The organism is Variovorax sp. Varisp85, from assembly GCF_047304045.1.
Lineage (GTDB): Bacteria > Pseudomonadota > Gammaproteobacteria > Burkholderiales > Burkholderiaceae_C > Variovorax.
This window is the reverse complement of the sequence record NZ_JBGLYN010000037.1, coordinates 1-25289: the sequence shown is the minus strand read 5'-3', so window position 1 is coordinate 25289 and position 25289 is coordinate 1. Positions and strand designations below refer to the sequence as shown.

Here is a 25289-nt window from a genome sequence, read left to right as displayed (position 1 = left end):
GAAAAAAAATCCCGCCTCGGCGGGATTTTTTCATGGGCGCTCGGTCGCGCCCTGGGTCATGCGGCCTTCTTCGCCGGCGGCAGGTCCGTGCAGGTGCCATGCGCCACTTCCGCCGCCATGCCGATGCTTTCGCCCAGCGTCGGGTGCGGGTGGATGGTCTTGCCGATGTCGATCTCGTCCGCGCCCATCTCGATCGCCAGAGCGATCTCGCCGATCATGTCACCGGCATGCGTGCCGACGATGCCCCCGCCGAGGATGCGGTGCGTTTCGGCATCGAACAGCAGCTTGGTGAAGCCCTCGTCGCGGCCGTTGGCAATGGCTCGGCCCGAGGCCGTCCACGGGAAGTGCCCCTTCTTGACCTTGATGCCCTCGGCCTTCGCCTGGTCCTCGGTGAGGCCGACCCACGCCACTTCGGGGTCGGTGTAGGCGACGCTGGGGATCACGCGGGCATTGAAGGCGGCGCTGGACAACTCCTTGTCCCCCTTCTGCTCGCCGGCGATGACTTCAGCTGCCACGTGCGCCTCGTGCACCGCCTTGTGCGCCAGCATGGGCTGGCCCACGATGTCGCCGATGGCGAAGATGTGGGGCACGTTGGTGCGCATCTGGATGTCGACCGGAATGAAGCCCCGGTCGCTCACCGTGACGCCTGCCTTCTCGGCGCCGATCTTCTTGCCGTTCGGGCTGCGGCCCACGGCCTGCAGCACGAGGTCGTAGACCTGCGGTTCCTTCGGCGCGTTCTCGCCCTCGAAGGTGATCTTGATGCCCTCCTTCGTGGCTTCGGCGCCGACCGTCTTGGTCTTGAGCATGATGTTGTCGAAGCGCGGGGTGTTCATCTTCTGCCAGACCTTCACGAGGTCGCGGTCGGCGCCCTGCATCAGGCCGTCGAGCATCTCGACCACGTCCAGGCGCGCGCCGAGCGTGGAATACACCGTGCCCATTTCGAGGCCGATGATGCCGCCGCCCAGGATCAGCATGCGCTTGGGGTCGGTGCCCATCTCGAGCGCGCCGGTCGAGTCGACCACGCGCGGGTCCTTCGGCATGAACGGCAGGCTCACCGACTGCGAACCGGCCGCGATGATCGCGTTGCGGAACTTGACCGTCTGCTTCTTGCCGGTGGTGTCCCAGCTCGTGCCGGAGGTTTCTTCCACCTCGAGGTGGTACGGATCGATGAAGTTGCCGACGCCGCGCAGCACCGTCACCTTGCGCATCTTGGCCATGGCCGTGAGGCCGCCGGTGAGCTTGCCCACCACCTTGTTCTTGTGGCCGAGCAGCTTGGCGCGGTCGACCGTGGGCGCGGCGAAGCTCACGCCGAGGTCGGCGAAATGCTTGACCTCGTCCATCACGGAAGCCACGTGCAGCAGCGCCTTCGACGGGATGCAGCCGACGTTCAGGCACACGCCGCCGAGGGTGGCGTAGCGCTCGATCAGCACGACCTTCAGGCCCAAGTCAGCGGCACGGAAGGCGGCCGAGTAACCGCCGGGGCCGGCGCCGAGCACGATCACGTCGCATTCGACATCGACCTTGCCGCCATAGCTCGACACCGCCACGGCCGCCGATGCAGGGGCCGGTGCGGGCGCTGCCTTGGATGCGGGGGGCGCAGTTGCGGGCGCCGGTGCGGCCGCTGCGGGCGCTGCCGCCGCGGCACCGTCCACCTCCAGCGTCAGCACCACCGAGCCTTCCTTGACCTTGTCGCCCACCTTCACGGCCAGCGACTTCACCACGCCGGCAGCGGACGACGGAATCTCCATCGAGGCCTTGTCCGATTCGACCGTGATCAGCGACTGCTCGGCCTTGACCGTGTCTCCTACATTGACCAGCACCTCGATCACTGCCACTTCGTCGAAGTCGCCGATGTCGGGCACCTTGATTTGTTGTTCGCTCATTTGGACACTTTCAGTTTGAGTGTGAGAACGTCGACCGGTGGGGCCGAATTGCGATCGAATTCGCAGGCGGCGGCGATGCCTGCCTCCGCCACGTCGCGCGAGTTGCGCGACTTGATGTCATAGGCCGCGTGCATGGCGCCGAGCGCAAAGCTGCGTCCCGAGCCGATGGCCCAGAACTCCTTGAACTCGAACACCTCGCGGTAGCTGTAGATGCCGTAGATGCCGCTCTGGTTGGCCAGCAGCATCGTGAACTGGCTCGACTCGTAGGGCTCGTGCTCGTCTTCCTTGGTCTGCATGAAGAACGAGTCCTTCAGCACCGGATGCAGCATCGTGAAGGTGCGGAAGATCTCGTGCTTGCTGCCGAACAACAACTGCTCGCGCGGCTGCGCGGCCAGCGCGTGCTGCAGCACCAGGAAGTGCGCGGCGGCACCAGCCACCGCGAACAGGCTCTGCCCCGCCGCATCCTCGACGGTGAAGATCTTCTGGTTCGCCTCGGCGCGGTGCGAAAGCCGCGTGTCGCCGAAGGTCACCAGAGAATCGGCTGCCATCGTGACCTGGCCGCCTTTGCGGACGGCCACTACGGTGGTCATAGCGCCTCCCGCCGGGCCGCCCCAAGGGAGGCGCCCCCCTCTGGGGGGAGCACCGCAGGTGCTCGGGGGGTCATAGAAGAATACGGCGATAGTCCGCGAGCACCTGGCCCAGGTAGGCGTTGAAACGCGCAGCCAGGGCGCCGTCGATCACGCGGTGGTCGTACGACAGCGACATCGGCAGCGTCAGGCGCGGCACGAACTGCTTGCCGTCCCACACCGGCTTCATCTGGCCCTTCGAGAGGCCGAGGATGGCCACTTCGGGAGCGTTGATGATCGGCGTGAAGTGCGTGCCGCCGATGCCGCCCAGCGAGCTGATCGAGAAGCAGCCGCCCTGCATGTCGGCCGAGCCGAGCTTGCCGTCGCGCGCCTTCTTGGCGAGCTCGCCCATCTCGGCGCTGATCTGCAGGATGCCCTTCTTGTCGGCATCCTTGAGCACCGGCACCACGAGGCCGTTCGGCGTGTCCGCCGCGAAGCCGATGTTGTAGTACTGCTTGTAGACGAGCTGGTCGCCGTCCAGGCTGGTGTTGAACTCGGGGAACTTCTTCAGCGCCGCGACCACCGCCTTGATGACGAAGGCCAGCATCGTGACCTTCACGCCCGATTTCTCGTTCTCCTTGTTGGTGGAGACGCGGAAGGCCTCGAGCTCGGTGATGTCGGCTTCGTCGTTGTTGGTGACGTGCGGGATCATCACCCAGTTGCGGTGCAGGTTCGCGCCGCTGAGCTTCTTGATGCGCGACAGGTCCTTGCGCTCGACCGTGCCGAACTTCGTGAAGTCGACCTTGGGCCATGGAATCAGGCCCAGCGCGGCGCCGTCGCCACCACCGGCCGGCGCCTTGGCCGCCGAGGCCTTGGTGCTGGCCTGGCCGCTCATCACGGCCTTGGTGAAGTTCTGGATGTCTTCCTGCGTGATGCGGCCCTTGGGACCGGAGCCCTTGACCTCTTCGAGCGGCACGCCGAGTTCGCGCGCGAACTTGCGCACCGAGGGCGAGGCGTGCGGAAGGCTGGCGCTGGGGGCGACCGTCGGCTGATGAGCCGGAGCAGCGGCGGCAGCAGGCGCCGATGCAGCAGTCGGTGCAGGTGCACTGGCGGTTGCGGTTGCCGGTGCGGCAGCCGCTGCCTGGGTCGGCGCCGGAGCAGCGGCCCCTGCAGCGCCTTCGAGCACCGCGATCAGGTCACCGATGTTGACCGTGTCGCCCACCTTGACCTTGAGTTCCTTGAGCACGCCCGCAGCCGACGACGGAATTTCCATCGAGGCCTTGTCCGACTCCACCGTGATGAGCGACTGCTCGGCCTTGATCACGTCGCCCACCTTCACGAGCAATTCGATGACGGCGACGTCCTTGAAGTCGCCGATGTCGGGCACCTTGACCTCCACCGGGCCCGAGGCCACTGGGGGTGCCGCGAGAGCAGCCGGCGCGGGGGCCGCTGCGGCCGGCGCAGGAGCCGGCGCTGCTGCCGGAGCAGCCGCGGGCGCCGGTGCTGCTGCAGCACCCGCTCCCTCGGCCTCGAGCACGAGCACCACCGAGCCTTCCTTGACCTTGCTGCCGACCTCGACCTTCAGCTCCTTGACCACGCCGGCGGTCGACGACGGAATTTCCATCGATGCCTTGTCCGACTCCACCGTGATGAGCGACTGCTCGGCCTTGACCGTGTCGCCCACCTTCACGAGCACCTCGATCACCGCGACTTCATCGAAATCGCCGATGTCCGGCACCTTGACTTCCACTGCTGCCATATCGTTTGTCTCCCGCCCTGAGGCGCCGTTTCGTTCGTTGATTGTTGAGGGTCAGGCGTAGAGCGGGTTGACCTTGTCGACATTGATGCCGTACTTCTTGATCGCTTCCACCACCTTGGCCACCGGCACGGTGCCATCTTCGCTCAGCGCCTTGAGCGCAGCCACCACGATGTAGTGGCGGTTGATCTCGAAGTGCTCGCGCAGCTTGTTTCGGAAGTCGCTGCGGCCGAAGCCGTCGGTGCCCAGCACCTTGTAGGTACGGCCCTTCGGGATGAAGGGGCGAATCTGCTCGGCGTAAGCCTTCATGTAGTCGGTCGAGGCGACCACCGGGCCGGTGGTGGGCGCAAGCTGCTCGGCCACGAAGGGCACGCGCGGCGTCTGGTCCGGGTGCAGCAGGTTCCAGCGGTCGGCGTCCTGGCCGTCACGCGTGAGCTCATTGAAGCTCGGGCAGCTCCACACGGAAGCCGACACGCCCCAGTCCTTTTCGAGCAGCTCTTGCGCGGCAAAGCTTTCGCGCAGGATGGTGCCGCTGCCCAGCAGTTGCACGGTCGGTGCCTTGGCCTTGAGCGCAGGGCCCTGCTTCGACAGGTACATGCCCTTGATGATCTGCTCTTCGGTACCGGGCTGGAGGCCGGGCATCGCGTAGTTCTCGTTGAGCAGCGTCAGGTAGTAGTAGACGTTGTCCTGCTTCTCGACCATGCGCTTCAGGCCGTGATGCAGGATCACGCCGACTTCGTGCGCGAAGGTCGGGTCGTAGCTCACGCAGTTCGGGATGGTGTTGGCCAGGATGTGGCTGTGACCGTCTTCGTGCTGCAGGCCTTCGCCGTTCAGCGTCGTGCGTCCCGAGGTGCCGCCCAGCAGGAAGCCGCGGGCCTGCATGTCGCCGGCCGCCCAGGCCAGGTCGCCGATGCGCTGGAAGCCGAACATCGAGTAGTACACGTAGAACGGCACCATGATGCGGTTGTTCGTGCTGTACGACGTGGCCGCCGCGATCCAGCTCGACATGCCGCCGGCTTCGTTGATGCCTTCCTGCAGGATCTGGCCGGCCTTGTCTTCCTTGTAGTACATGACCTGGTCTTTATCGACCGGGGTGTACTGCTGACCGTGCGGGTTGTAGATGCCGATCTGGCGGAACAAGCCTTCCATGCCGAAGGTGCGGGCCTCGTCCACCAGGATGGGCACGACGCGCGGGCCCAGCGCCTTGTCGCGCAGCAGCTGCGTGAGGAAGCGCACGTAGGCCTGCGTGGTCGAGATCTCGCGGCCTTCGGCCGTGGGCTCGATCACCGACTTGAAGGTGTCGAGCGAGGGCACCGTGAAGCTCTCGTCGGCCTTGGCGCGGCGATGCGGCAGGTAGCCGCCGAGCGCCTTGCGGCGCTCGTGCAAGTAGCGCATTTCCGGCGTGTCGTCGGCCGGCTTGTAGAACGGCAGCTCGGCGATCTGGCTGTCGGGAATCGGAATGTTGAAGCGGTCGCGGAAGGCCTTGATGTCCTCGTCGCCGAGCTTCTTGGTCTGGTGGACCGTGTTCTTGCCTTCGCCGATCTTGCCCATGCCGAAGCCCTTGACGGTCTTGACGAGCAGCACCGTGGGCTGGCCCTTGTGGTTCTGGGCGGCGTGGAAGGCGGCGTACACCTTCTGCGAGTCGTGGCCGCCGCGCTGCAGGCTCCAGACCTCGTCGTCGGTCATGTGCTCGACCATCTTCAGCGTGCGCGGGTCGCGGCCGAAGAAGTTCTTGCGCACGTAGGCACCGTCGTTGGCCTTCATGGCCTGGTAGTCGCCGTCGTTGCACTCCATCATGATCTTGCGCAGCGCGCCGTCATGGTCCTTTTCGAGCAGGGCGTCCCAGCCCTTGCCCCAGATCAGCTTGACGACGTTCCAGTTGGCACCGCGGAATTCGCCTTCCAGTTCCTGGATGATCTTGCCGTTGCCGCGCACCGGACCGTCCAGGCGCTGCAGGTTGCAGTTGATGACGAAGATCAGGTTGTCGAGGTTCTCGCGCGCCGCCAGGCCGATGGCGCCCAGCGATTCCACCTCGTCCATCTCACCGTCGCCACAGAACACCCAGACCTTGCGGTTCTCGGTGTTGGCGATGCCGCGTGCATGCAGGTACTTGAGGAAGCGCGCCTGGTAGATCGCCATCAGCGGCCCCAGGCCCATCGAGACGGTCGGGAACTGCCAGAACTCCGGCATCAGCTTGGGGTGCGGGTAGCTCGACAGGCCCTTGCCGTCCACTTCCTGGCGGAAGTTGAGCAGCTGCTCTTCGGAGAGGCGGCCTTCGAGGTAGGCGCGGGCATAAATGCCGGGCGAAACGTGGCCCTGGATGTAGAGCAGGTCGCCGCCGTGGTTCTCGCTCTCGGCGTGCCAGAAGTGGTTGAAGCCGGCGCCGAACATGCTGGCCAGCGAGGCGAAGGAGCCGATGTGGCCGCCGAGGTCGCCGCCTTCGGGCGGGTGGATGCGGTTGGCCTTGACCACCATCGCCATGGCATTCCAGCGCATGTAGGCACGCAGGCGTTGTTCGATCTCGAGGTTGCCGGGGCTGCGGGCCTCCTGCGAGGGCTCGATGGTGTTGACGTAGCCCGTGTTGGCCGAGAACGGCATGTCGACCGTGTTCTGGCGGGCATGTTCGAGCAGTTGCTCGAGAAGGAAGTGGGCCCGCTCCGGACCCTCGCTCTGGATGACGGAGGACAGTGCATCCATCCATTCACGGGTCTCCTGGGCGTCCGCATCGTTTGCGGCCGAGCCGAACAGGTTCTCGGGATTTGCCGACATGCTTGTCTCTCCTTTTAGGGCTGTGGCTGTAATTTAAGTGCGCTGTGCAGCGAACGCGGCGGAGTTTCGCATAGAAACATCGAGATTTCAAATAGTGCGTATCAATTTCTTAATATGAAATTTTCAGTTCGCGTTTGCCCTGCGCAAAACCGCGCGCAAGCCCGGGCCGACGTTGCTTTGCCGTCGTTTCCGAAGGGCTTCACCTAAACTCGGACCATGCCTTTTTCCTCTCCGCTGGCAGTTGCCCGCAGTGCCGTGAATGCCTCGCCCCTGTCCTGGTGGCGCAGGTGGTGGCGCCGGCAGACGCCGGTGCTGCAGGACGCAGTCGCCATGCTCGCGCCGATGGCGGCCGTGCTGTTGTTTCTTGCCGCCATCGTGTCCGCCTTCTGGTACCTGCGCACCGAGGAAGTCGAGCGCGAGCAGGAGTCGGTGCGCCGCGACGTCGAATACGCACAGCAGCGCATGCGCCTGCGGCTTTTGGAACGGCAGGAGCAGTTGATGCGCATCGCGCGCGACGCTTCCAACCGCGAGATCGACCCGGTCGAATTCACCAGCCGAGCCGAGTCGCTGGTGAGCCAGTTCCCCGAGCTGCAGACCATCACCTGGATCGACGACCGCCGCCGCTTCAAGGCCGGCTATGCGGCGCCCAGCGTGCACCCGGCCCAGCAGCACCTGATCGGCGACGTGCTGCGTCCCGGCGACATCGAGAGCAACTATGCGCTGGCCCGCGAGCTGCGCCAGCCGGTGTATTCGCAGCCCGTGGCCGGGGGCGACCCCCCTGCGATGCTGCAGCTGCACATCCCCCTTTTCGATCAAGGCCTGTTCGCGGGCGTCGTGCTTGGCGAGTTCTCGGTCGACGGGCTGCTGCGCTACGGCATGCCGTCCGAAGTACAGGCGCGCTATGCGGTGTCGCTGCTCGACGCCAAGGGCCACGCGATCGCGGGCAACACCACCACCCTGAAGGAAGGCGGCACGCGCCTGCTGCCCTGGACCGAGCGGACCAACGAATACGAAGTGCCGGTGTCCCCGGTGGGCAATGCTCTGGTGCTGCGGGCGCAGGCCTACCGCACCTCGCAGGGCGTGGTCGGCAACGGGCTGTTCTGGCTGGTCTGCGCGCTCAGCGTGCTCACGAGCTGGATGCTCATCGGCACCTGGCGGCACACGCGGCGGCGGCTGCAGGCACAGCAGCGGCTGGTCGCAGAAACCAATTTCCGCCGCGCCATGGAGAACTCCATGCTGACCGGCATGCGCGTGCTCGACCTGCAGGGCCGCATCACCTACGTGAACGCCGCCTTCTGCGCGATGACCGGATGGAGCGAGGCCGAGCTCGTCGGCCAGTCGCCGCCCTTCCCCTACTGGCTCGAATCCGACCGCGAAGTGATGAACGAGCGCCTGGAAGAAGAGCTGCATGGCCGTGCCCTGCCCGGCGGCTTCCAGGTGCGCGTGAAGCGCAAGAACGGCAGCGTGTTCAACGCCCGGCTCTACGTGTCGCCGCTGATCGACGCGCGCGGCCACCAGACCGGCTGGATGACGTCGATGACCGACATCACCGAGCCCACGCGCATCCGCGAGCAGTTGTCGGCTTCGTACGAACGCTTCACCACCGTGCTGGAAGCGCTCGATGCGGCCGTGTCGGTGGCCCCCATCGGCAGCGAGGAACTGCTGTTCGCCAACAAGCTGTACCGGCTCTGGTTCGGCTCCGACACCGTGGGCCATCTGGGCATGGTCGCGCAGGCAGGTGTGCCAGCCTCGAATGCGCACGACGAAGGCCTCGACGACGTCGATCCGTACGCGGGCCTGCCGATCGACACGCTCACCGCGGCGCAGGCGGCCAACAACGAAATCTTCGTGCCGCACCTCGGCAAATGGCTCGAAGTGCGTTCGCGCTACCTGACATGGGTCGACGGCCGCCTCGCGCAGCTGGTGATCGCCACCGACATCACGCCGCGCCGCGACGCCGAGGAGCAGGCCGCCGCTCAGGCCGACAAGGCCCAGGCTGCGAGCCGACTCATCACGATGGGCGAGATGGCCTCCAGCGTGGCCCACGAGCTCAACCAGCCGCTGACCGCCATCACCAACTACTGCAACGGGATGATGTCGCGCATCAAGGGCCAATCGATCGACAACGACGCGCTGCTCGCCGCGCTCGAGAAAACGTCGAAGCAGGCCCAGCGCGCCGGCCAGATCATCCAGCGCATCCGCTCTTTCGTGAAGCGCAGCGAACCCAACCGCACGCCGGCCGACGTGGCCACCATGGTGAGCGAGGCGGTCGAGCTGGCAGGCATCGAGCTGCGCCGGCGCAACGTGCGCCTGAACCACTACGTGGCCGCGCGGCTGCCGGTGGTGCGCGTCGACCCGATCCTCATCGAGCAGGTGATGGTCAACCTGCTGAAGAACGCGGCCGAATCCATCGACATCGCCGAGCGCCCGCTGGCGCGCCGCAGCGTCGAGCTGCGCGTGCTGCCCAAGGTCATCGAAGGCCACAACGCCATCGAGTTCTCGGTGCAGGACACGGGCAAGGGGCTCGCTCCGGAAGTGATGGACCGGCTCTACGAAGCCTTCTTCTCCACCAAGCCCGAGGGCATGGGCATCGGGCTCAATCTGTGCCGCACCATCGTCGAGTCGCACCGCGGCCGGATGCAGGCGGAGAACATCTACAATGGCCCGGATGTGATCGGATGCCGTTTTTCCTTCTGGATTCCGGTGTTGGACGCTATCAGTTCCGTAGCTAGCGACGAGGCAAAGGTACCTGCATGAGTTTGATTCCGAAGAAGGGCACGGTCTATGTCGTCGACGACGACGAAGCCGTACGCGATTCGCTGCAATGGCTGCTCGAGGGCAAGGACTACAGAGTCCGCTGTTTCGATTCCGCCGAATCCTTTCTCTCCCGATACGACCCGCGCGAAGTCGCCTGTTTGATCGTCGACATCCGCATGGCCGGCATGACCGGCCTCGAACTGCAGGATCGCCTGATCGAACGCCGCTCCCCGCTGCCGATCGTGGTCATCACCGGCCACGGCGACGTGCCGATGGCGGTCGACAGCATGAAGAAGGGCGCGATGGATTTCATCCAGAAGCCCTTCAACGACGAAGAGCTTGTCACGCTGGTCGAGCGCATGCTCGAACATGCGCGCGGCGCCTTCACGCAGCACCAGCAGTCGGCCAGCCGCGATGCGCTGCTGTCCAAGCTCACGGGCCGCGAGGCGCAGGTGCTCGAACGCATCGTCGCCGGCCGCCTGAACAAGCAGATCGCGGACGACCTCGGCATCAGCATCAAGACGGTCGAGGCGCATCGCGCCAACATCATGGAAAAGCTCAACGCCAACACTGTGGCCGATCTGCTCAAGATAGCGCTCGGGCAAGCGGCCCCCACGGCCAAGGCCTCCTGAGCCGCAGCTATCCCGCCGATAGCCACGCACCTTCCCCACGCCTGCGCAAGCGGGCGTTTTTACTTGGAAAATCAAAACCGATGACCGCCCAACTGATCGACGGCAACGCCCTCGCCAAAACCATTCGTGCCGAGGTGTCCGGCCGCACCGCCGCGCTGAAGGCGCGCGGCGTGAACCCGGCACTGTCCATCATTTTGGTGGGCAGCGATCCGGCCAGCCAGGTCTACACGAAGCACAAGGTCAACGACAGCACCGAGACCGGCCTGCAGGCCACGCTCGAGACCTACCCCGCCGACCTGAGCGAAGCTGACTTGCTGGCCCGCATCCGCGCCCTCAACGACGACCCGAAGGTGCACGGCATCCTGGTTCAGCTGCCACTGCCCAAGCACATGGACAGCCAGAAAGTCATCGAGACGATCTCGCCCGCCAAGGACGTCGACGGCTTCCACGTCGCCAGCGCCGGCGCGCTGATGACCGGCGCACCCGGCTTCTGGCCCTGCACGCCGCACGGCTGCATGAAGATGCTCGAATCCATCGGCTACGACCTGCGCGGCAAGCACGCGGTGGTCATCGGCCGCAGCAACATCGTCGGCAAGCCGATGGCCATGATGCTGCTGGCCAAGAGCGCCACCGTGACCATCTGCCACAGCGCCACGCAAGACCTCGGCGCCATCACGCGGCAGGCCGACGTGATCGTGGCTGCCGTGGGCAAGCTCGATCTCCTGACGGCCGACATGGTGAAGCCCGGAGCGGTGGTCATCGACGTCGGCATGAACCGCAAGGCCGACGGCAAGCTGGCCGGCGACGTCGATTTCGACAGCGTGAAGGAAGTGGCTGGCTGGATCACCCCCGTGCCGGGCGGCGTCGGCCCGATGACCCGCGCCATGCTCCTCGTCAATACCCTTGAAGCTGCGGAACGCGCCGCCAAGTGATTTCCATGGCCACCACGAACAACCCACTCCTCGACTTCACCGATCTCCCGCTGTTCGATCGCATCAGGCCCGAGCATGTGTCGCCCGCGGTCGACACCCTGCTGGCCGATGCCGAGACCGCGCTGCAGACGGTAACGGCGTCCGAATTCCCGGCCGACTGGAACGCGATCTCCAGGGTGCTCGACGTGGCCTCCGAACGCTTCAGCCGCGCCTGGGGTGCCGTCGGCCACCTCAATGCCGTGGCCGACACGCCGGAGCTGCGCGCTGCCTACAACGAGGCCATGCCGCGCGTCACCGCGTTCTGGACCCGCCTGGGTTCCGACGAGCGCCTGTACGCCAAATACAAGGCCATCGATCCGGCCACGCTCAACCCCGAGCAGCGCCAGGCGCACAAGAACGCCGTGCGCAACTTCGTGCTCGGCGGCGCCGAACTGCAGGGCGACGCCAAGAAGCGTTTCGCCGACATCCAGGAGCGCCAGGCCGAGCTGAGCCAGAAGTTCAGCGAGAACGCACTCGACGCGACCGATGCCTTTGCCTACTACGCCTCGCTGGGCGAGCTCGAGGGCGTGCCCGAGGACGTCGTGAGCGCCGCTCGCACAGCCGCCGAAGCCGAGGGCAAGGAAGGCTACAAGCTCACGCTCAAGATGCCGTGCTACCTGCCGGTGATGCAGTTCGCCAGGAGCAGCGCGCTGCGCGAGAAGCTCTACCGCGCCTACGTCACGCGCGCCAGCGAATTCGGCGATGCCGCCTTCGACAACACGGCGCTCATCACGGAGATCCTCGCGCTGCGCGAGGAAGAAGCGAAGCTGCTGGGCTACAGGAACTACGGCGAGCTGTCCGTCGTGCCGAAGATGGCCGAATCGCCCGAGCAAGTCGTCAAGTTCCTGCGCGATCTCGCCACCAAGGCCAAGCCCTATGGCGAGCGCGACCTGGCCGACCTGCGGGTCTTCGCCTCGGAGCAACTGGGCATCACCGACCCGCAACCCTGGGACTGGAACTACATCGGCGAAAAGCTCAAGGAAGCGCGCTATGCCTTCAGCGAGCAGGAGGTGAAGCAGTACTTCCCCGCGCCGAAGGTCATGGCCGGGCTGTTCAAGATCGTCGAGACGCTGTTCGAGGTGTCGATCCGCCGCGACTCGGCGCCCACGTGGCACCCGAGCGTGGAGTTCTATCGCATCGAGCGCGCCGGCCAGAAGGTCGGCCAGTTCTACCTGGACCCCTCCGCGCGCGCCGCCAAGCGCGGCGGCGCCTGGATGGACGATGTGCGCGCCCGCTGGCTACGCCCCGACAACGGCGTGCTGCAAACGCCGGTTGCGCAGCTGGTGTGCAACTTCGCCAGCGGCGTCGACGGCAAGCCGCCGCTGCTCACGCACGACGACGTGACCACCCTCTTCCACGAGTTCGGCCACGGCCTGCATCACATGCTCACGCAGGTGAACGAGCGCGACGTCTCGGGCATCAGCGGTGTCGAGTGGGACGCGGTCGAGCTGCCGAGCCAGTTCATGGAGAACTTCTGCTGGGAGTGGGACGTGCTCAAGCACATGACCGCCCACGTCGACACCGGCGAGCCGCTGCCGCGCGCGCTGTTCGACAAGATGACGGCCGCCAAGAACTTCCAGAGCGGCCTGCAGACGCTGCGCCAGATCGAATTCTCGCTGTTCGACATGCTGCTGCATACCGAGTACCACGCAGCGGCGGCCAAGCCCGGCGATGTGATGGCGCTGCTCGGCAAGGTGCGCGCCGAGGTGGCCGTGATGCCCTCGCCGCCGTTCAGCCGCACGCCGAATACCTTCAGCCACATCTTCTCGGGCGGCTACGCGGCCGGCTACTACAGCTACAAGTGGGCCGAGGTGCTGAGTGCCGACGCCTACGCGGCCTTCGAGGAAACCGTGGGCGCCGACGGCGAGCCGAACATCGAGACCGGCCGCAAGTACCGCCAGGCCATCCTGGAGGCCGGCGGCAGCCGCAGCGCCATGGATTCGTTCAAGGCCTTCCGCGGCCGCGAGCCCCAGCTTGATGCGCTGCTGCGACATCAGGGCATGGCGGAGCCCCAGCCCGTTTGATGCGGCGCTGAAGCTTGCGATACTCGGGCGATGCATCCGATTCACAAACTCTCACTGCATCGCCTGAGCGGCCTCGCCCTTGCGCTCGTTGCCGCGGGCGCGATGGCACAGCCCATCTACCGCCAGGTCGACAAAAACGGCAAGGTCACCTTTTCAGATCGCGCTCCGACCGCCAGCACCGAAGCGGCTTCGGGGCCGCAGGGCGGCGTCACCACGCCCGCCAATGCGGGCCTGCCGTATGAATTGCGGCAGGTGGCGCAGCGCTACCCCGTCACCCTGTACAGCAGCGACGAATGCGGCCCCTGCAGCACGGCACGCTCGCTGCTTGTCACGCGTGGCATCCCGTTCGAAGAGCGAACCGTCAAGAGCAACGAGGAAGTCCAGGCGCTACAGCGCCTGAGCAGCCAGAGTTCGCTGCCGCTGCTGACCATCGGATCGCAGCAGCTCAAGGGCTTTTCGGATGCCGAGTGGTCGCAGTACCTCGACGCGGCCGGCTATCCCAAGAGCAACAGCCTGCCCGCGGGCTATCGCAACGGCCTGGCGCGGCCACTGATCGCGCAACAGGCAGCACCCGCAACCCGGGCCCCTGCGGCACCGGCTGCGCAGCCCGCGTCGCCGCCTCCCGCCTCGAGCGAACCGACCCCGAGCAACCCGGCCGGCATCAAGTTCTGACCCAGGCCGCGTTCGCGGCCGCGGATCATCGGGCGAACTGCATCGTCTTCACGCCCGTCGGGGTACCCAGCAGGCACACGTCGGCTTTCTGGTGCGCAAAGACGCCCACCGTCACCACGCCAGGCCATTGGCTCACCTCGGACTCGAAGGCCAGCGGATCGGTGATCCGCAGGCCAGTCACGTCCACGATGTGCTGACCGTTGTCGGTAACCAGCGGCAGGCCGTCCTTCTCGCGCACCTGGGCGATGCCACCCATGCTCGCGAACTGGCGCATCACCCGGCGCGCGGCCATCGGAATCACCTCCACGGGCAGCGGAAACGCGCCCAGCGCATCGACCAGTTTGGACGCATCGGCGATGCAGATGAACTTGCGCGACTGCGCCGCCACGATCTTTTCGCGCGTGAGCGCGGCGCCACCGCCCTTCACCATGAAGCCGCGGTGGTCGATTTCGTCGGCGCCGTCGATGTAGACAGCCAGTTCTTCCACCTCGTTGCTGTCGAACACCGGGATGCCCAGTGCGCGCAGGCGCTCGGTCGAAGCTACCGAGCTGGAGACAGCGCCCTTGATCTCGTCCTTGATGGTGGCCAGCGCGTCGATGAACTTGTTCACCGTGGAGCCGGTTCCGACGCCGACGATCTCGCCCTTGACCACGTAGGCCAGCGCGGCAAGGCCGACCTGGGCCTTGAGTTCATCCTGAGAAAGAGGGGTTGGGGTGGCGGGTGCGGTCATCGCGGAGAATCCTTGGCTCATAGAAGTTCAGAATTATCCGATGCCCCTGCTGATGCCCTCTTCGCTCTACGGCCTGGCCCGCCCTTTCCTGTTCGGCTTCGACCCCGAGCACGCCCATGAACTCACGCTGGACGGCCTGGCACGCACCCAGAACACGCCGCTGGCCTGCGCCTATTCGGCACCGCGCGTGAACGACCCGATCCAGCTCGCCGGCTTGCACTTTCCGAACCGCGTGGGCCTGGCGGCCGGGCTTGACAAGAACGCCCGCTGCATTGACGCCTTCGCCGCGATGGGCTTCGGATTCGTCGAAGTCGGTACGGTGACGCCGAAGGCGCAGCCGGGCAACCCCAAGCCTCGCATGTTCCGGCTGCCGCAGCGCGATGCGCTGATCAACCGGCTCGGCTTCAACAACGAAGGGCTCGACGCCTTCCTGGCCAATGTGCAGAAGGCGCGTTTCCGCAAGACCGGCACGGGCACCACGTCGCCGATGCTGCTGGGCCTGAACATCGGCAAGAACGCCGCCACGCCGATCGAGCGCGCGGTGGACGACTACCTGCTCTGCCTCGACGGCGTATACCCGCACGCCGACTACGTGACAATCAATATCTCGAGCCCCAACACCGCCAACCTGCGCACGCTGCAGAGCGATGAAGCGCTCGATGCGCTGCTCGGCGCGGTGGCCGAACGGCGCGAGGCGCTGGCCGCGAGCCACAACAAGCGCTCCCCGCTGTTCGTGAAGATCGCCCCCGATCTCGACGAGGCCCAGGTGGCGGTGATTGCCGCCACGCTGAAGCGTCACGGCATGGACGGCGTGATCGCCACCAACACCACGCTCGCGCGCGATGCGGTCAAGGGCCTGCCGCATGCGGATGAAGCGGGCGGACTGTCGGGTGCGCCGGTGCGCGAGGCCAGCAACCGCGTGGTCGCCCAGCTGCGTGCGGCGCTCGGGTCGGGTTTTCCGATCATCGGGGTCGGCGGCATCCTGAGCGCAGCCGATGCCAAGGCCAAGATCGCCGCGGGTGCGGACGTGGTGCAGATCTACACCGGCCTGATCTACCGCGGCCCTGCGCTGGTGCGCGAAGCCGCCCAGGCGCTGCTGCGGGATCGCAGCCAGGCCTGAGCTTCTTTCTTCGTCTCTTTCAGCGCATGCGCCAGAGTATTGGCGCGATGACCGCGGCCCAACGCAGCAGGCGCTTCGGCCGGATCACCACCACGGCAGCCGCAGCAACGACGCCGGTAGCCACCGGATGCGCACGCGCAATGCGCAGTGCCGCGGCGGCCGCCGATTCGTTGGGCGGAGTCGCTTCGCCCTCGCCTGAACCGCCGACCGGCTGCGCCTGCTCGCGTCCACCCTGCAACGTCGCGATGCGCTCGCGCTGACGCTCCATGCGCGCCAGCAGTTCCTCGCGCGTGGCAGGCCGCGGGGGGCGCGGCGCCTCTTCGTCCTGCTCAGGGTCCTTGCCGAGGCCGAAACGGTCCTGGACCCAGGCCCAGTCGCGTTCGAACTCGCGGCGTGCCGGCACGAAGCTGTTGGATGCGTTGCGCAGCGACAGCAGCAAGCCGATGGCGGCCGCCAGCCAAAGCACGATCCACACCCCCGCCACCGACCATGCGGCCACGATGCGGTGGGGCGTTTCCCAGAAATGAACCACCACCGCCACGGACAGCAGAGCCACCGTGACCGTGGTCAGCCCCAACACGGCCAGACTGAAGACAAGCAACAGCTTGAGGCGCTGCTTCTCGTCCTCCCAGGCCATGCGCAGCAGCTGCACCCGGTCTTCGGCCGCCAGCGCGCCTTCGGCGGCGGCGATGCGCAGCCGGCGAATCCGGGCGTTCAGCCCGAACAGGGACGACAGCCTCATGGGCTGGCTCCGGCCATGTCCGGGCGAACGATGCTGCGGCGGCGAATGCTCAGGTCAGCGGCGGCCAAGCAGCAGGCCCACCAGCACGCCGACAGCCAGTGCAGCACCGGCGATCTGCCATGGTTCGTCATGGGCGTAGGCGTTGGCGGAGTTGGCCGCTTCGCGGGCCTTCTTGGCGGCGAGCTTGCTCTTCTCGGCCGCTAGTTCGCGTGCGATGGCCAGCTTGGTGTCGATGCGCTGGCGCAGCGCCTTGATGTGGGGAACCGAATCCAGGTCCTTGCTTGCCAGCACGCCGCGCACGTCGCTTGCGATGTCTTCGGCCGCTGCTTCAAGATTTTGGGATGCACTCATTGGAATCTTTCCTCCATTGATGACACCGGCACCGCGCCGGCGGCTTTCACGCCAGCGATGGCGTCCTGTCATGTTACAGGCACAAAAGGCCCTCGGGCGCGACAGATGATCAGACTTTGGTGCGAGATGCGACTTCATTGCGTACTAGCACGCTTCATTCACCCGCCAGCAGGCGCGCGACGTGCCGCCCGATGGCCAGGCTGCTCGTGAGGCCCGGCGACTCGATACCGAAGAGATTGACCAGCCCTTGTATGCCATGCGAATCGGGTCCGTCGATCATGAAGTCCGCCGCCGGCTCGCCTGGGCCCGAGATCTTCGGCCGCATCCCCGCATAGCCCGGAATCAGGGCACCGTCGGGCAGCGCGGGCCAGTACTTGCGCACCTCGGCATAGAAACCGTCGCCGCGCGTCGGGTCCACCACCAGGTCGCCAGGCGAGGACACCCACTGCACGTCGGGCCCGAACTTGGCTTGGCCGCCCAGGTCGATCGTGAGGTGTACGCCCAATCCGCCGGGCTCGGGCACGGGATAGACGAGGCGCCCGAACGGCGCACGCCCCGACAGAGTGAAGTAATTGCCCTTGGCAAAGTGCTCCACGGGCACCGCCGAAGGCGGCAGGCCCTCGAAGCACCGCGCCAACGCAGGGGCACCGAGACCTGCCGCATTGACCACGCTACGGCAACGCAACGCCGTGCCGTCCTCCGCGATCAGGACAACAGCCCCAGCGCCACATTCGGCGCGCGTGATGGACGATTTCAGCGCCAGCATGCCGCCTGCGTTCTCCAGATCGCCGAGCAGGCTCAGCATGAGGGCATGGCTGTCGACAATACCGGTGCTTGGCGAATGCAGCGCCGCGACGCAATGCAGCTGCGGCTCCAGCGCACCGGCCTGCTGCGCGGTCAGCATCGCCAGGTCGCCGACACCGTTCGCCGCAGCCTTGACCCGAATGGCATCGAGCTGGTCCGCCTGCCCCGGCGATGTCGCCACGATGAGCTTGCCGCAGCGTCGATGCGGCACACCGCGCTCCGCCGCATAGGCGTACAGCAACTCCTTCCCTTCAACGCAAAGCTTCGCCTTCAGCGAGCCCTGCGGGTAGTAGATGCCTGCATGAATGACTTCGCTGTTGCGCGAACTCGTGCCCGTCCCTATCGCACCTTCGGATTCGAGCACCAGCACCTCCCGCCCGGCGAGCGCCAAGGCGCGCGCCACTGCCAGCCCCACCACACCGGCGCCGATGACGGCGCAATCAATTTCTTCCATCGCGCGAGCTTAGCGCGGCCCGCGCGTGGAATCACTTTACGGAGGGCGGCGGCTCGGGATCGGTGGGTTCGTCGGGTGGTGTGCTCGGCCCTTCGTCGGGCTCGACGGGCAGATCCGGTGTGACAGGTGTCGGAAGGTCGGGATGGGTGGCCATGGTGGCGCTCCTTTCCCATTGGTTCTAGAACTCCGACATGGAAAGTTCAAACGGCCCTTGGCTGCACTTGCCGTCGGTGCGGACCGACAGCTCATGTGCCGCACGCCGGGCATGCCGCAGAACCCGACCTGTTCGGCGCGCAGTGGATCCAGAAGAAAACGCGCAACAAAAAAGCGACCTGGAAATCCAGGTCGCTTTTTGATTTGGTGGGCGGTGGAGGTTTCGAACCTCCGACCCCAGCAGTGTGAATGCTGTGCTCTACCCCTGAGCTAACCGCCCGAAACGCTGCTGTTTGCCTTCAGCGTCTTGAAAACGTATCGCGTTGTGCGAAGCCTCAGATTATGCCATAGCTTTTCAGCCGTTTTCCCGAAACAGCGTGCGACCGCCACTCGATTTGTCGAGTTGCACCAACACCGCCTCGTGCGCGGTCAGTTCGTGCTCGGCCGCCATGATCACCGGCAGCTCGAACTGGCTCAGGTCGATGGCCACCACGGTTGTACCTTGCGCGGGCTCGTTCGAGGCCACGTCGATCAGCAGCGCATCCTGACCGCGCGTGAGGTTGATGTACACGTCCGCCAGCAGCTGCGCGTCGAGCTTGGCGCCGTGGAAGGTGCGGTTGGAGCGGTCGACGCCGAAACGGTCGCACAGCGCATCCAGCGAATTGCGCTTGCCGGGGTAGACCTGCTTGGCCATGGCCAGCGTGTCGGTCACTTCGCTGACGAAGGTGCGCAGCGCCGGCAATCCGGCGCGCTCGAACTCCTTGTTGAGAAAGCCGACGTCGAAGGCCGCGTTGTGGATGATCAGCTCGGCATCGCGCAGGTATTCAACGATGTCGTTGGCCAGCGTCGCGAACTTCGGCTTGTCGCGCAGGAAGTCGGTCGTCAGGCCGTGAACCTTCAACGCGTCTTCATGGCTCTCGCGCTCGGGGTTGAAGTAGATGTGCAGGTCGTTGCCGGTGAGCTTGCGGGCGAAGAGCTCCACGCAGCCGAGCTCGATGATGCGGTCGCCGTTCTCGGCGGAAAGGCCGGTGGTTTCGGTGTCGAGGACGATCTGGCGCGACATGCGGTGGCTCTTTCAGTGATTCTCTTTGGCGTGGTTGATCGAGTACTTGGGAATCTCGATCGTCACATTTTCCTGCGCCAGGATCGACTGGCAACTCAGGCGCGACTGCGGCTCCAGGCCCCAGGCACGGTCGAGCAGGTCTTCCTCGCCCTCTTCTGCCTCATTGAGCGAATTGAAGCCCTCCCGCACGATCACGTGGCAGGTGGTGCACGCGCAGCTCATCTCGCACGCGTGCTCGATGTTGATGTCGTTGTCGAGCAGGGCCTCGCAGATCGAGGTGCCGGCCGGCGCGGTGATCTCGGCGCCTTGCGGGCAGTATTCGGGATGCGGATAGATCTTGATCGTGGGCATGTTGTTGTTCTAGAGAGATTCGACCTTGCGCCCGGCAAGCGCGCGCGCAATGCCCGCGTTCATGCGCTGGGCGGCGAAGGCCTCGGTGTCATCAGCCAGCTTCTTGGTGGCCGCGTCGATGGCGGCGGCCTCGTTACTGCCCTTGGCAGCCTCGCGCAACTGCGCCATCGATGCGTCGATGACCGCGCGTTCCTCGACGCTGAGCAGGTCGCCGTCGGCATCGAGCGCGCTCTGCGTGGCCAGCAGCATGCGGTCGGCATCGACGCGTGCTTCCACGAGTGCGCGGGCCTGCATGTCCTGCTGCGCGGTGGAAAAGCTTTCCTGCAGCATGGTCGCGATCTGGTCGTCCGACAGGCCGTACGACGGCTTGACCGCCACGCTGGCTTCAACGCCGCTGCCCTGCTCCTTCGCGCTCACGCTGAGCAGGCCGTCGGCATCGACCGTGAAGGTCACACGGATGCGCGCCGCGCCGGCCACCATCGGCGGAATGCCGCGCAGCGTGAAGCGCGCGAGGCTGCGGCAGTCGGACACGAGGTCGCGCTCGCCCTGCACCACGTGCAGCGCCAACGCGGTCTGGCCATCCTGATACGTCGTGAAGTCCTGCGCCATCGCGGTCGGAATGGTCTGGTTGCGCGGCACGATGCGCTCGACCAGCCCTCCCATGGTCTCGATGCCGAGCGACAGCGGGATCACGTCGAGCAACAGCAGCTCGCCCGCACCGTTGTTGCCGGCCAACTGGTTGGCCTGGATGGCAGCACCGAGAGCCACGACCTCGTCGGGATTCAGGTTGACCAGCGGTTCGCGGCCGAAGAAATCGGCAACGGCGCGCCGGACCTGCGGCATGCGGGTGGACCCGCCGACCAGCACGATGCCTTTCAGGTCGTCGGGCTTGAGCTTCGCGTCGCGCAGCGCCTTGCGCACGGCGGCGATGGTGCGGTCGGTGAGCGACTGGGTGGCGGTGTAGAACTGCTCGCGCGTCAGCTCGAGGCTGGCGGCTGCGCCTGCCACTTCCGCGCGGAATACGGTGGATTCCGAATCGGTCAGCGCCTCTTTCGCGGCCCGCGCGGCAACCAGCAACGCCGCCTTGTCGGCATCGCTGTCGGCGTGCAGGCCCGTCTGGGCAAGCACCAAGCCGGCCAGAGCATGGTCATAGTCGTCACCGCCGAGGGCGGAGTCGCCACCCGTGGCAATCACCTCGAAAACGCCCTGAGTGAGCCGCAGGATCGAGATATCGAATGTGCCGCCGCCCAGGTCGTAAACCGCGTAGACGCCTTCGCTCGCGTTGTCCAGTCCATATGCGATCGCCGCGGCGGTAGGCTCGCTGATCAGTCGCAGCACGTTGAGGCCGGCCAGCTGCGCGGCGTCCTTGGTCGCCTGGCGCTGGCCTTCGTCGAAATACGCCGGCACGGTGATGACGGCGCCGTAGAGCTCGTCGTCGAAGGTGTCTTCGGCGCGAAAGCGCAGCGTGGCCAGGATTTCGGCGCTGATTTCGACGGGCGACTTCTCGCCGGCCGAGGTGTGCACCTTCACCATGCCGCCATCGTCGCCGCCGATGCGGTACGACATGGCGTCACGGTTCGCGATGTCGGCGAGGCCGCGGCCCATGAGCCGCTTGACCGAGGTGATGGTGTTGGCAGGGTCCTGCGCGCGCGCGGCCGCTGCATCGAAGCCGATCTGGCGGCGATCGCCTTCAAGGTAGCGCACCGCTGAAGGCAGCAGCACGCGGCCTTTGTCGTCGGGCAGGCATTCGGCCACGCCGTTGCGCACCGCGGCGACCAGCGAATGGGTGGTGCCAAGGTCGATGCCCACGGCGATGCGGCGCTGATGCGGGTCGGGCGCCTGGCCGGGTTCGGAAATCTGAAGAAGAGCCATGCCCTTATTGTCCCAATTGATCGAATTTGGCTTCGACGTCCTGTCCGAAGCGCTCAATGAACATGAGGGCTCTCACCTGCTGCGCGGCGGCGGGGTAGTCGCCTTTTTCGTCGATCAGCCAGTCGAGGGACGAGAGTGCGCGTGCGCGAGCAGCTTCGACCTCGGCCAGCAACTTGTCGAGCGCGGCGGTGCTGTCGATGTCGTCCAGCGCCTCGCGCCACTCCATCTGCTGCATCAGGAATTCCGCCGGCATCGCCGTGTTGTTCTCGGTGTTCAGCGGCGCATCGTGCAATTCGCAGATGTAGCTGGCACGGCGGATCGGGTCCTTGAGCCGCTGGTAGGCCTCGTTGATGCGCACCGACCATTGCATGGCCACGCGCTGCGCCGCGGCGCCCTGCGCGGCAAAGCGGTCCGGGTGAACCTCGCGCTGCAGTTCTTTCCAGCGCGCGTCGAGCGCGGCGCGGTCCTGCGCGAAAGTCGCCGGGACGGCAAACAGTTGAAAGTCGGTGTCGTTCAGGTTCATCAGACTGCCTGCCGGGCCGCCCCAAAGGCGGTCTGCGCCCCCTCGGGGGGCAGTGAGGACACAAAGTACCGAACGTGGGGGCTCATATGGATCAAGAAAAAACCGCCAGCACATGACATGGTGGCGGCTGTGGTCGCGCTCAGCGACGACGCATCAAATGCGAAAGCTTTCCCCGCAACCGCAGCGATCACGCTCGTTCGGGTTGATGAACTTGAAGCCTTCGTTCAGGCCTTCGCGCACGAAGTCGAGCTGCGTACCGTCGATGTAGGCCAGGCTCTTCGGGTCGACCAGCACCTTCACGCCGTGGTCTTCGAACACCACGTCTTCAGGCGTGAACTCGTCCACGTACTCGAGCTTGTAGGCCAGGCCCGAGCAGCCCGTGGTCTTCACGCCCAGCCGCACGCCCACGCCCTTGCCTCGCTTGCCGAGGTAGCGGGTGACGTGTCGCGCAGCGGCTTCGGTCAGCGTAACGGCCATGTCAGTGGACGGCTTCGGCAGCGGACTCGGCGGTCTTGACGCCGTGCTTGGCCTTGTAGTCGCTCACGGCGGCCTTGATCGCGTCTTCGGCCAGGATGGAGCAGTGGATCTTCACGGGCGGCAGCGCCAGCTCTTCGGCGATCTGCGCGTTCTTCAGCGCAGCCGCTTCGTCGAGTGTCTTGCCCTTGACCCATTCGGTCACGAGCGACGACGAGGCAATGGCCGAGCCGCAGCCGTAGGTCTTGAAGCGTGCGTCTTCGATCACACCGGTTTCGGGGTTGACCTTGATCTGCAGCTTCATCACGTCGCCGCAGGCCGGTGCGCCGACCATGCCGGTGCCGACCGAATCGTCGCCCTTTTCGAAGGAGCCGACGTTGCGGGGATTTTCGTAGTGGTCGATGACCTTGGAAGAATATGCCATGGTGTACCTCTCAAACTTTGTTCAATCGTGGAGCCTTGGGCTGCCCTGTATCAGTGGGCCGACCACTGGATCGTGCTGATGTCGACGCCGTCCTGGAACATCTCCCACAGGGGGCTCAGCTCGCGCAGCTTGGCAACGTTGTGCTTGATGGTCGAAATGGCGTAGTCGATTTCTTCCTCGGTCGTGAAACGGCCGATGGTCATGCGCAGGCTGCTGTGGGCCAGCTCGTCGCTGCGGCCCAGGGCGCGCAGCACGTAGCTGGGCTCGAGGCTGGCCGAGGTGCAGGCCGAACCCGACGACACCGCCAGGCCCTTGATGCCCATGATCAGCGACTCGCCTTCGACGTAGTTGAAGCTCATGTTCAGGTTGTGCGGCACGCGGTGCTCGAGGTCGCCGTTGATGAACACCTGTTCGACGTCCTTCAGGCCGTCGAGCAGGCGCTTTTGCAGGCTGCGTGCATGGGCGATGTCGTCCTTCATCTCGAGCTTGGCGATGCGATAGGCCTCGCCCATGCCGACGATCTGGTGCGTGGGCAGGGTGCCCGAGCGCATGCCGCGCTCGTGGCCGCCGCCGTGCATTTGCGCCTCGAGGCGGATGCGCGGCTTGCGGCGCACGTACAACGCGCCGATGCCCTTGGGGCCGTAGGTCTTGTGCGAAGCGAGGCTCATCAGGTCGATGGGCAGCTTCGTGATGTCGATCTCGACCTTGCCGGTGGCCTGGGCCGAATCGACGTGAAAGATCACGCCCTTTTCGCGGCAGGCATTGCCGAGCGCGACCACGTCCTGGATCACGCCGATCTCGTTGTTCACGAACAGCACGCTGGCCAGGATGGTGTCGGGACGAATGGCCGCCTTGAACTTCTCGAGGTCGACGAGGCCGTTTTCCTCGACGTCGAGGTAGGTGACCTCGAAGCCCTGGCGCTCCAGTTCACGCATGGTATCGAGCACGGCCTTGTGCTCGGTCTTCAGCGTGATCAGGTGCTTGCCCTTGCCCTTGTAGAAATGGGCCGCACCCTTGAGCGCGAGATTGATCGACTCGGTCGCACCCGAGGTCCACACGATTTCGCGGGGATCTGCGTTGATCAGCTCAGCCACTTGGCCGCGCGCTTTCTCGACCGCCTCTTCAGCCTCCCAACCCCAGGCATGGCTGCGCGATGCCGGATTGCCGAAGTGTTCGCGCAACCAGGGAATCATGGCGTCGACCACACGCGGGTCGACCGGCGTGGTGGCGCCGTAATCGAGATAGATCGGGAAATGAGGAGTTACGTCCATGGCTGGCTCGTGCTGGCGGGGGGTTGTTTCTTGATCTGGGCTGCTCGTGCCGGCGCCCGGAGGCGCCGCCGGAAATCAGGTCTCAGGACTTGGCGAAGGCGTTGCCGAGGGCGAACACCGAATTCGGCGCATTCACGCGAATCGGCTTGACCACCGGCTGCGCCGAGATGGCACGCTTGACGACCGGCTTGTTCTCGATCTGCACGCCCTTGGCGATCTGGTCGTCGACCAGCTTCTGCAAGGTGACGGAATCAAGGAACTCGACCATGCGCTGGTTCAGCGAGGCCCAGAGTTCGTGCGTCATGCAGCGGCCGGCTTCGCCCAGGCAGTTTTCCTTGCCGCCGCACTGGGTGGCATCGATAGGCTCATCGACGGAAACAATGATGTCGGCCACGGTGATATCCGCAGCCTTGCGACCGAGGCTGTAGCCGCCGCCGGGGCCGCGGGTCGACTCGACCAGCTCGTGGCGGCGCAGCTTGCCGAACAGCTGCTCGAGGTACGACAGCGAAATCTGCTGCCGCTGGCTGATCGCAGCCAGCGTGACCGGACCGGTGTTCTGACGCAACGCCAGATCGATCATTGCTGTGACCGCAAAACGGCCTTTGGTAGTGAGACGCATCGCAAGCTCCTTCAAGTGCTTACCGTTGAAATGACACCGTGGCCTGGACCGCGGTGACTTCGTCTCCGCCCTGTCCGATCCCTGACGCTGGTGAACCAGCCGGTGGGAGTCGGTCCTTCATCGCGAAGTTCTTTTTTTGTTGTTGAGTATTTCGGTCAAGTATAGCAGAAGGCCCTGGACCGGGCGGGGGGGTAACCCCCCCCCGGTGGGGTGTATTAATGGGACCCGCCCACAAGGGCGGGGCGCCCAAAGGGGGCGGGTGGGGGGGTTTTTGGCCCCCCCCCCCCCCCCATGCGGGGGCCCCCCCC

General features: G+C 65.7%; 23 protein-coding genes and 1 tRNA gene. 6 read left to right on the top strand and 18 right to left on the bottom strand.

Features of this window, described 5'->3' with window-relative positions; translation table 11 throughout:
* Positions 1–56: 56 nt before the first annotated feature.
* The 4 genes from lpdA to aceE all read right to left on the bottom strand — a co-directional run bounded on the left by lpdA (position 57) and on the right by aceE (position 6974).
* On the bottom strand, positions 57–1883 hold the full coding sequence (gene lpdA / locus ACCC97_RS16135; protein WP_413314672.1) for a dihydrolipoyl dehydrogenase: 1827 nt from the start codon (positions 1881–1883) through the stop codon (positions 57–59).
* Positions 1880–2473, bottom strand: coding sequence for an MFS transporter (locus ACCC97_RS16130; RefSeq protein WP_007828222.1), 594 nt, complete (start codon positions 2471–2473; stop codon positions 1880–1882). Before ACCC97_RS16130 ends, lpdA begins: the two co-directional genes overlap by 4 nt.
* A 70-nt stretch (positions 2474–2543) precedes the next feature.
* On the bottom strand, positions 2544–4208 hold the full coding sequence (aceF, locus tag ACCC97_RS16125) for a dihydrolipoyllysine-residue acetyltransferase (protein ID WP_413333849.1): 1665 nt from the start codon (positions 4206–4208) through the stop codon (positions 2544–2546).
* Positions 4209–4259: 51 nt separating this feature from the next.
* On the bottom strand, positions 4260–6974 hold the full coding sequence (aceE, locus tag ACCC97_RS16120; protein ID WP_413333847.1) for a pyruvate dehydrogenase (acetyl-transferring), homodimeric type: 2715 nt from the start codon (positions 6972–6974) through the stop codon (positions 4260–4262).
* A gap of 216 nt (positions 6975–7190) precedes the next feature.
* On the opposite strand from aceE, the gene ACCC97_RS16115 reads away from it, so the two are divergent.
* From ACCC97_RS16115 to ACCC97_RS16095, 5 genes are all read left to right on the top strand, one after another.
* Entirely contained in the window at positions 7191–9731 is a 2541-nt protein-coding gene (locus ACCC97_RS16115) for a PAS domain S-box protein (protein WP_413314670.1), read from the top strand.
* Positions 9728–10363: a response regulator transcription factor gene (locus ACCC97_RS16110; RefSeq protein ID WP_007828214.1), complete on the top strand. Its 636-nt coding sequence runs from the start codon at positions 9728–9730 to the stop codon at positions 10361–10363. The genes ACCC97_RS16115 and ACCC97_RS16110 overlap by 4 nt, the downstream gene beginning before the upstream one ends.
* Positions 10364–10443: 80 nt before the next feature.
* Positions 10444–11295: a bifunctional methylenetetrahydrofolate dehydrogenase/methenyltetrahydrofolate cyclohydrolase FolD gene (gene folD, locus ACCC97_RS16105; protein WP_007828211.1), complete on the top strand. Its 852-nt coding sequence runs from the start codon at positions 10444–10446 to the stop codon at positions 11293–11295.
* A 5-nt stretch (positions 11296–11300) separates the two neighbouring features.
* Positions 11301–13358 (top strand): M3 family metallopeptidase, encoded by a 2058-nt coding sequence (locus tag ACCC97_RS16100; RefSeq protein WP_007828209.1) that lies wholly within the window; start codon positions 11301–11303, stop codon positions 13356–13358.
* A 30-nt stretch (positions 13359–13388) separates the two neighbouring features.
* Positions 13389–14030: a glutaredoxin family protein gene (locus tag ACCC97_RS16095; RefSeq protein ID WP_007828208.1), complete on the top strand. Its 642-nt coding sequence runs from the start codon at positions 13389–13391 to the stop codon at positions 14028–14030.
* A gap of 25 nt (positions 14031–14055) precedes the next feature.
* On the opposite strand, the gene rpiA is transcribed toward ACCC97_RS16095, so the two are convergent.
* A complete protein-coding gene (gene rpiA, locus ACCC97_RS16090) occupies positions 14056–14760 on the bottom strand; it encodes a ribose-5-phosphate isomerase RpiA (protein ID WP_007828206.1) in 705 nt (234 codons plus the stop codon).
* Positions 14761–14800: 40 nt separating this feature from the next.
* Here rpiA and ACCC97_RS16085 point away from each other — a divergent pair, with 40 nt between their 5' ends.
* Positions 14801–15880 (top strand): quinone-dependent dihydroorotate dehydrogenase, encoded by a 1080-nt coding sequence (locus ACCC97_RS16085; RefSeq protein ID WP_413333845.1) that lies wholly within the window; start codon positions 14801–14803, stop codon positions 15878–15880.
* Positions 15881–15899: 19 nt separating this feature from the next.
* Here ACCC97_RS16085 and ACCC97_RS16080 read toward each other — a convergent pair whose 3' ends face one another.
* The 13 genes from ACCC97_RS16080 to iscR form a co-directional block, all read right to left on the bottom strand.
* Positions 15900–16622, bottom strand: coding sequence for a phage holin family protein (locus ACCC97_RS16080; protein ID WP_413333844.1), 723 nt, complete (start codon positions 16620–16622; stop codon positions 15900–15902).
* A gap of 54 nt (positions 16623–16676) precedes the next feature.
* Complete coding sequence (locus tag ACCC97_RS16075) at positions 16677–16973, bottom strand: glycine zipper domain-containing protein (RefSeq protein ID WP_007828200.1); 297 nt, start codon at positions 16971–16973, stop codon at positions 16677–16679.
* 154 nt (positions 16974–17127) lie between these two features.
* Positions 17128–18231, bottom strand: coding sequence for an NAD(P)/FAD-dependent oxidoreductase (locus tag ACCC97_RS16070; RefSeq protein ID WP_007828197.1), 1104 nt, complete (start codon positions 18229–18231; stop codon positions 17128–17130).
* Between the two features lie 31 nt (positions 18232–18262).
* Positions 18263–18385, bottom strand: coding sequence for a hypothetical protein (locus tag ACCC97_RS16065; RefSeq protein WP_007828195.1), 123 nt, complete (start codon positions 18383–18385; stop codon positions 18263–18265).
* Between the two features lie 204 nt (positions 18386–18589).
* Positions 18590–18664 (bottom strand) — tRNA-Val (locus ACCC97_RS16060).
* Between the two features lie 75 nt (positions 18665–18739).
* Positions 18740–19447 carry a DNA polymerase III subunit epsilon gene (gene dnaQ, locus ACCC97_RS16055; RefSeq protein WP_007828194.1) on the bottom strand — a complete coding sequence of 236 codons (708 nt, stop codon included), beginning with the start codon at positions 19445–19447 and terminating at the stop codon, positions 18740–18742.
* 12 nt (positions 19448–19459) lie between these two features.
* A complete protein-coding gene (fdx, locus tag ACCC97_RS16050; protein WP_007828193.1) occupies positions 19460–19798 on the bottom strand; it encodes an ISC system 2Fe-2S type ferredoxin in 339 nt (112 codons plus the stop codon).
* Positions 19799–19807: 9 nt separating this feature from the next.
* Positions 19808–21670: a Fe-S protein assembly chaperone HscA gene (gene hscA, locus ACCC97_RS16045; protein WP_007828192.1), complete on the bottom strand. Its 1863-nt coding sequence runs from the start codon at positions 21668–21670 to the stop codon at positions 19808–19810.
* 4 nt (positions 21671–21674) lie between these two features.
* Positions 21675–22193 carry a Fe-S protein assembly co-chaperone HscB gene (gene hscB / locus ACCC97_RS16040; protein WP_007828191.1) on the bottom strand — a complete coding sequence of 173 codons (519 nt, stop codon included), beginning with the start codon at positions 22191–22193 and terminating at the stop codon, positions 21675–21677.
* A gap of 153 nt (positions 22194–22346) precedes the next feature.
* Positions 22347–22670: an iron-sulfur cluster assembly protein IscA gene (gene iscA / locus ACCC97_RS16035; protein ID WP_007828190.1), complete on the bottom strand. Its 324-nt coding sequence runs from the start codon at positions 22668–22670 to the stop codon at positions 22347–22349.
* Between the two features lies 1 nt (position 22671).
* Positions 22672–23091 carry a Fe-S cluster assembly scaffold IscU gene (iscU, locus tag ACCC97_RS16030; RefSeq protein ID WP_007828189.1) on the bottom strand — a complete coding sequence of 140 codons (420 nt, stop codon included), beginning with the start codon at positions 23089–23091 and terminating at the stop codon, positions 22672–22674.
* Positions 23092–23141: 50 nt separating this feature from the next.
* Entirely contained in the window at positions 23142–24362 is a 1221-nt protein-coding gene (locus ACCC97_RS16025) for an IscS subfamily cysteine desulfurase (protein WP_007828187.1), read from the bottom strand.
* Between the two features lie 82 nt (positions 24363–24444).
* Complete coding sequence (iscR, locus tag ACCC97_RS16020) at positions 24445–24981, bottom strand: Fe-S cluster assembly transcriptional regulator IscR (protein ID WP_007828186.1); 537 nt, start codon at positions 24979–24981, stop codon at positions 24445–24447.
* Positions 24982–25289 lie beyond the last annotated feature (308 nt).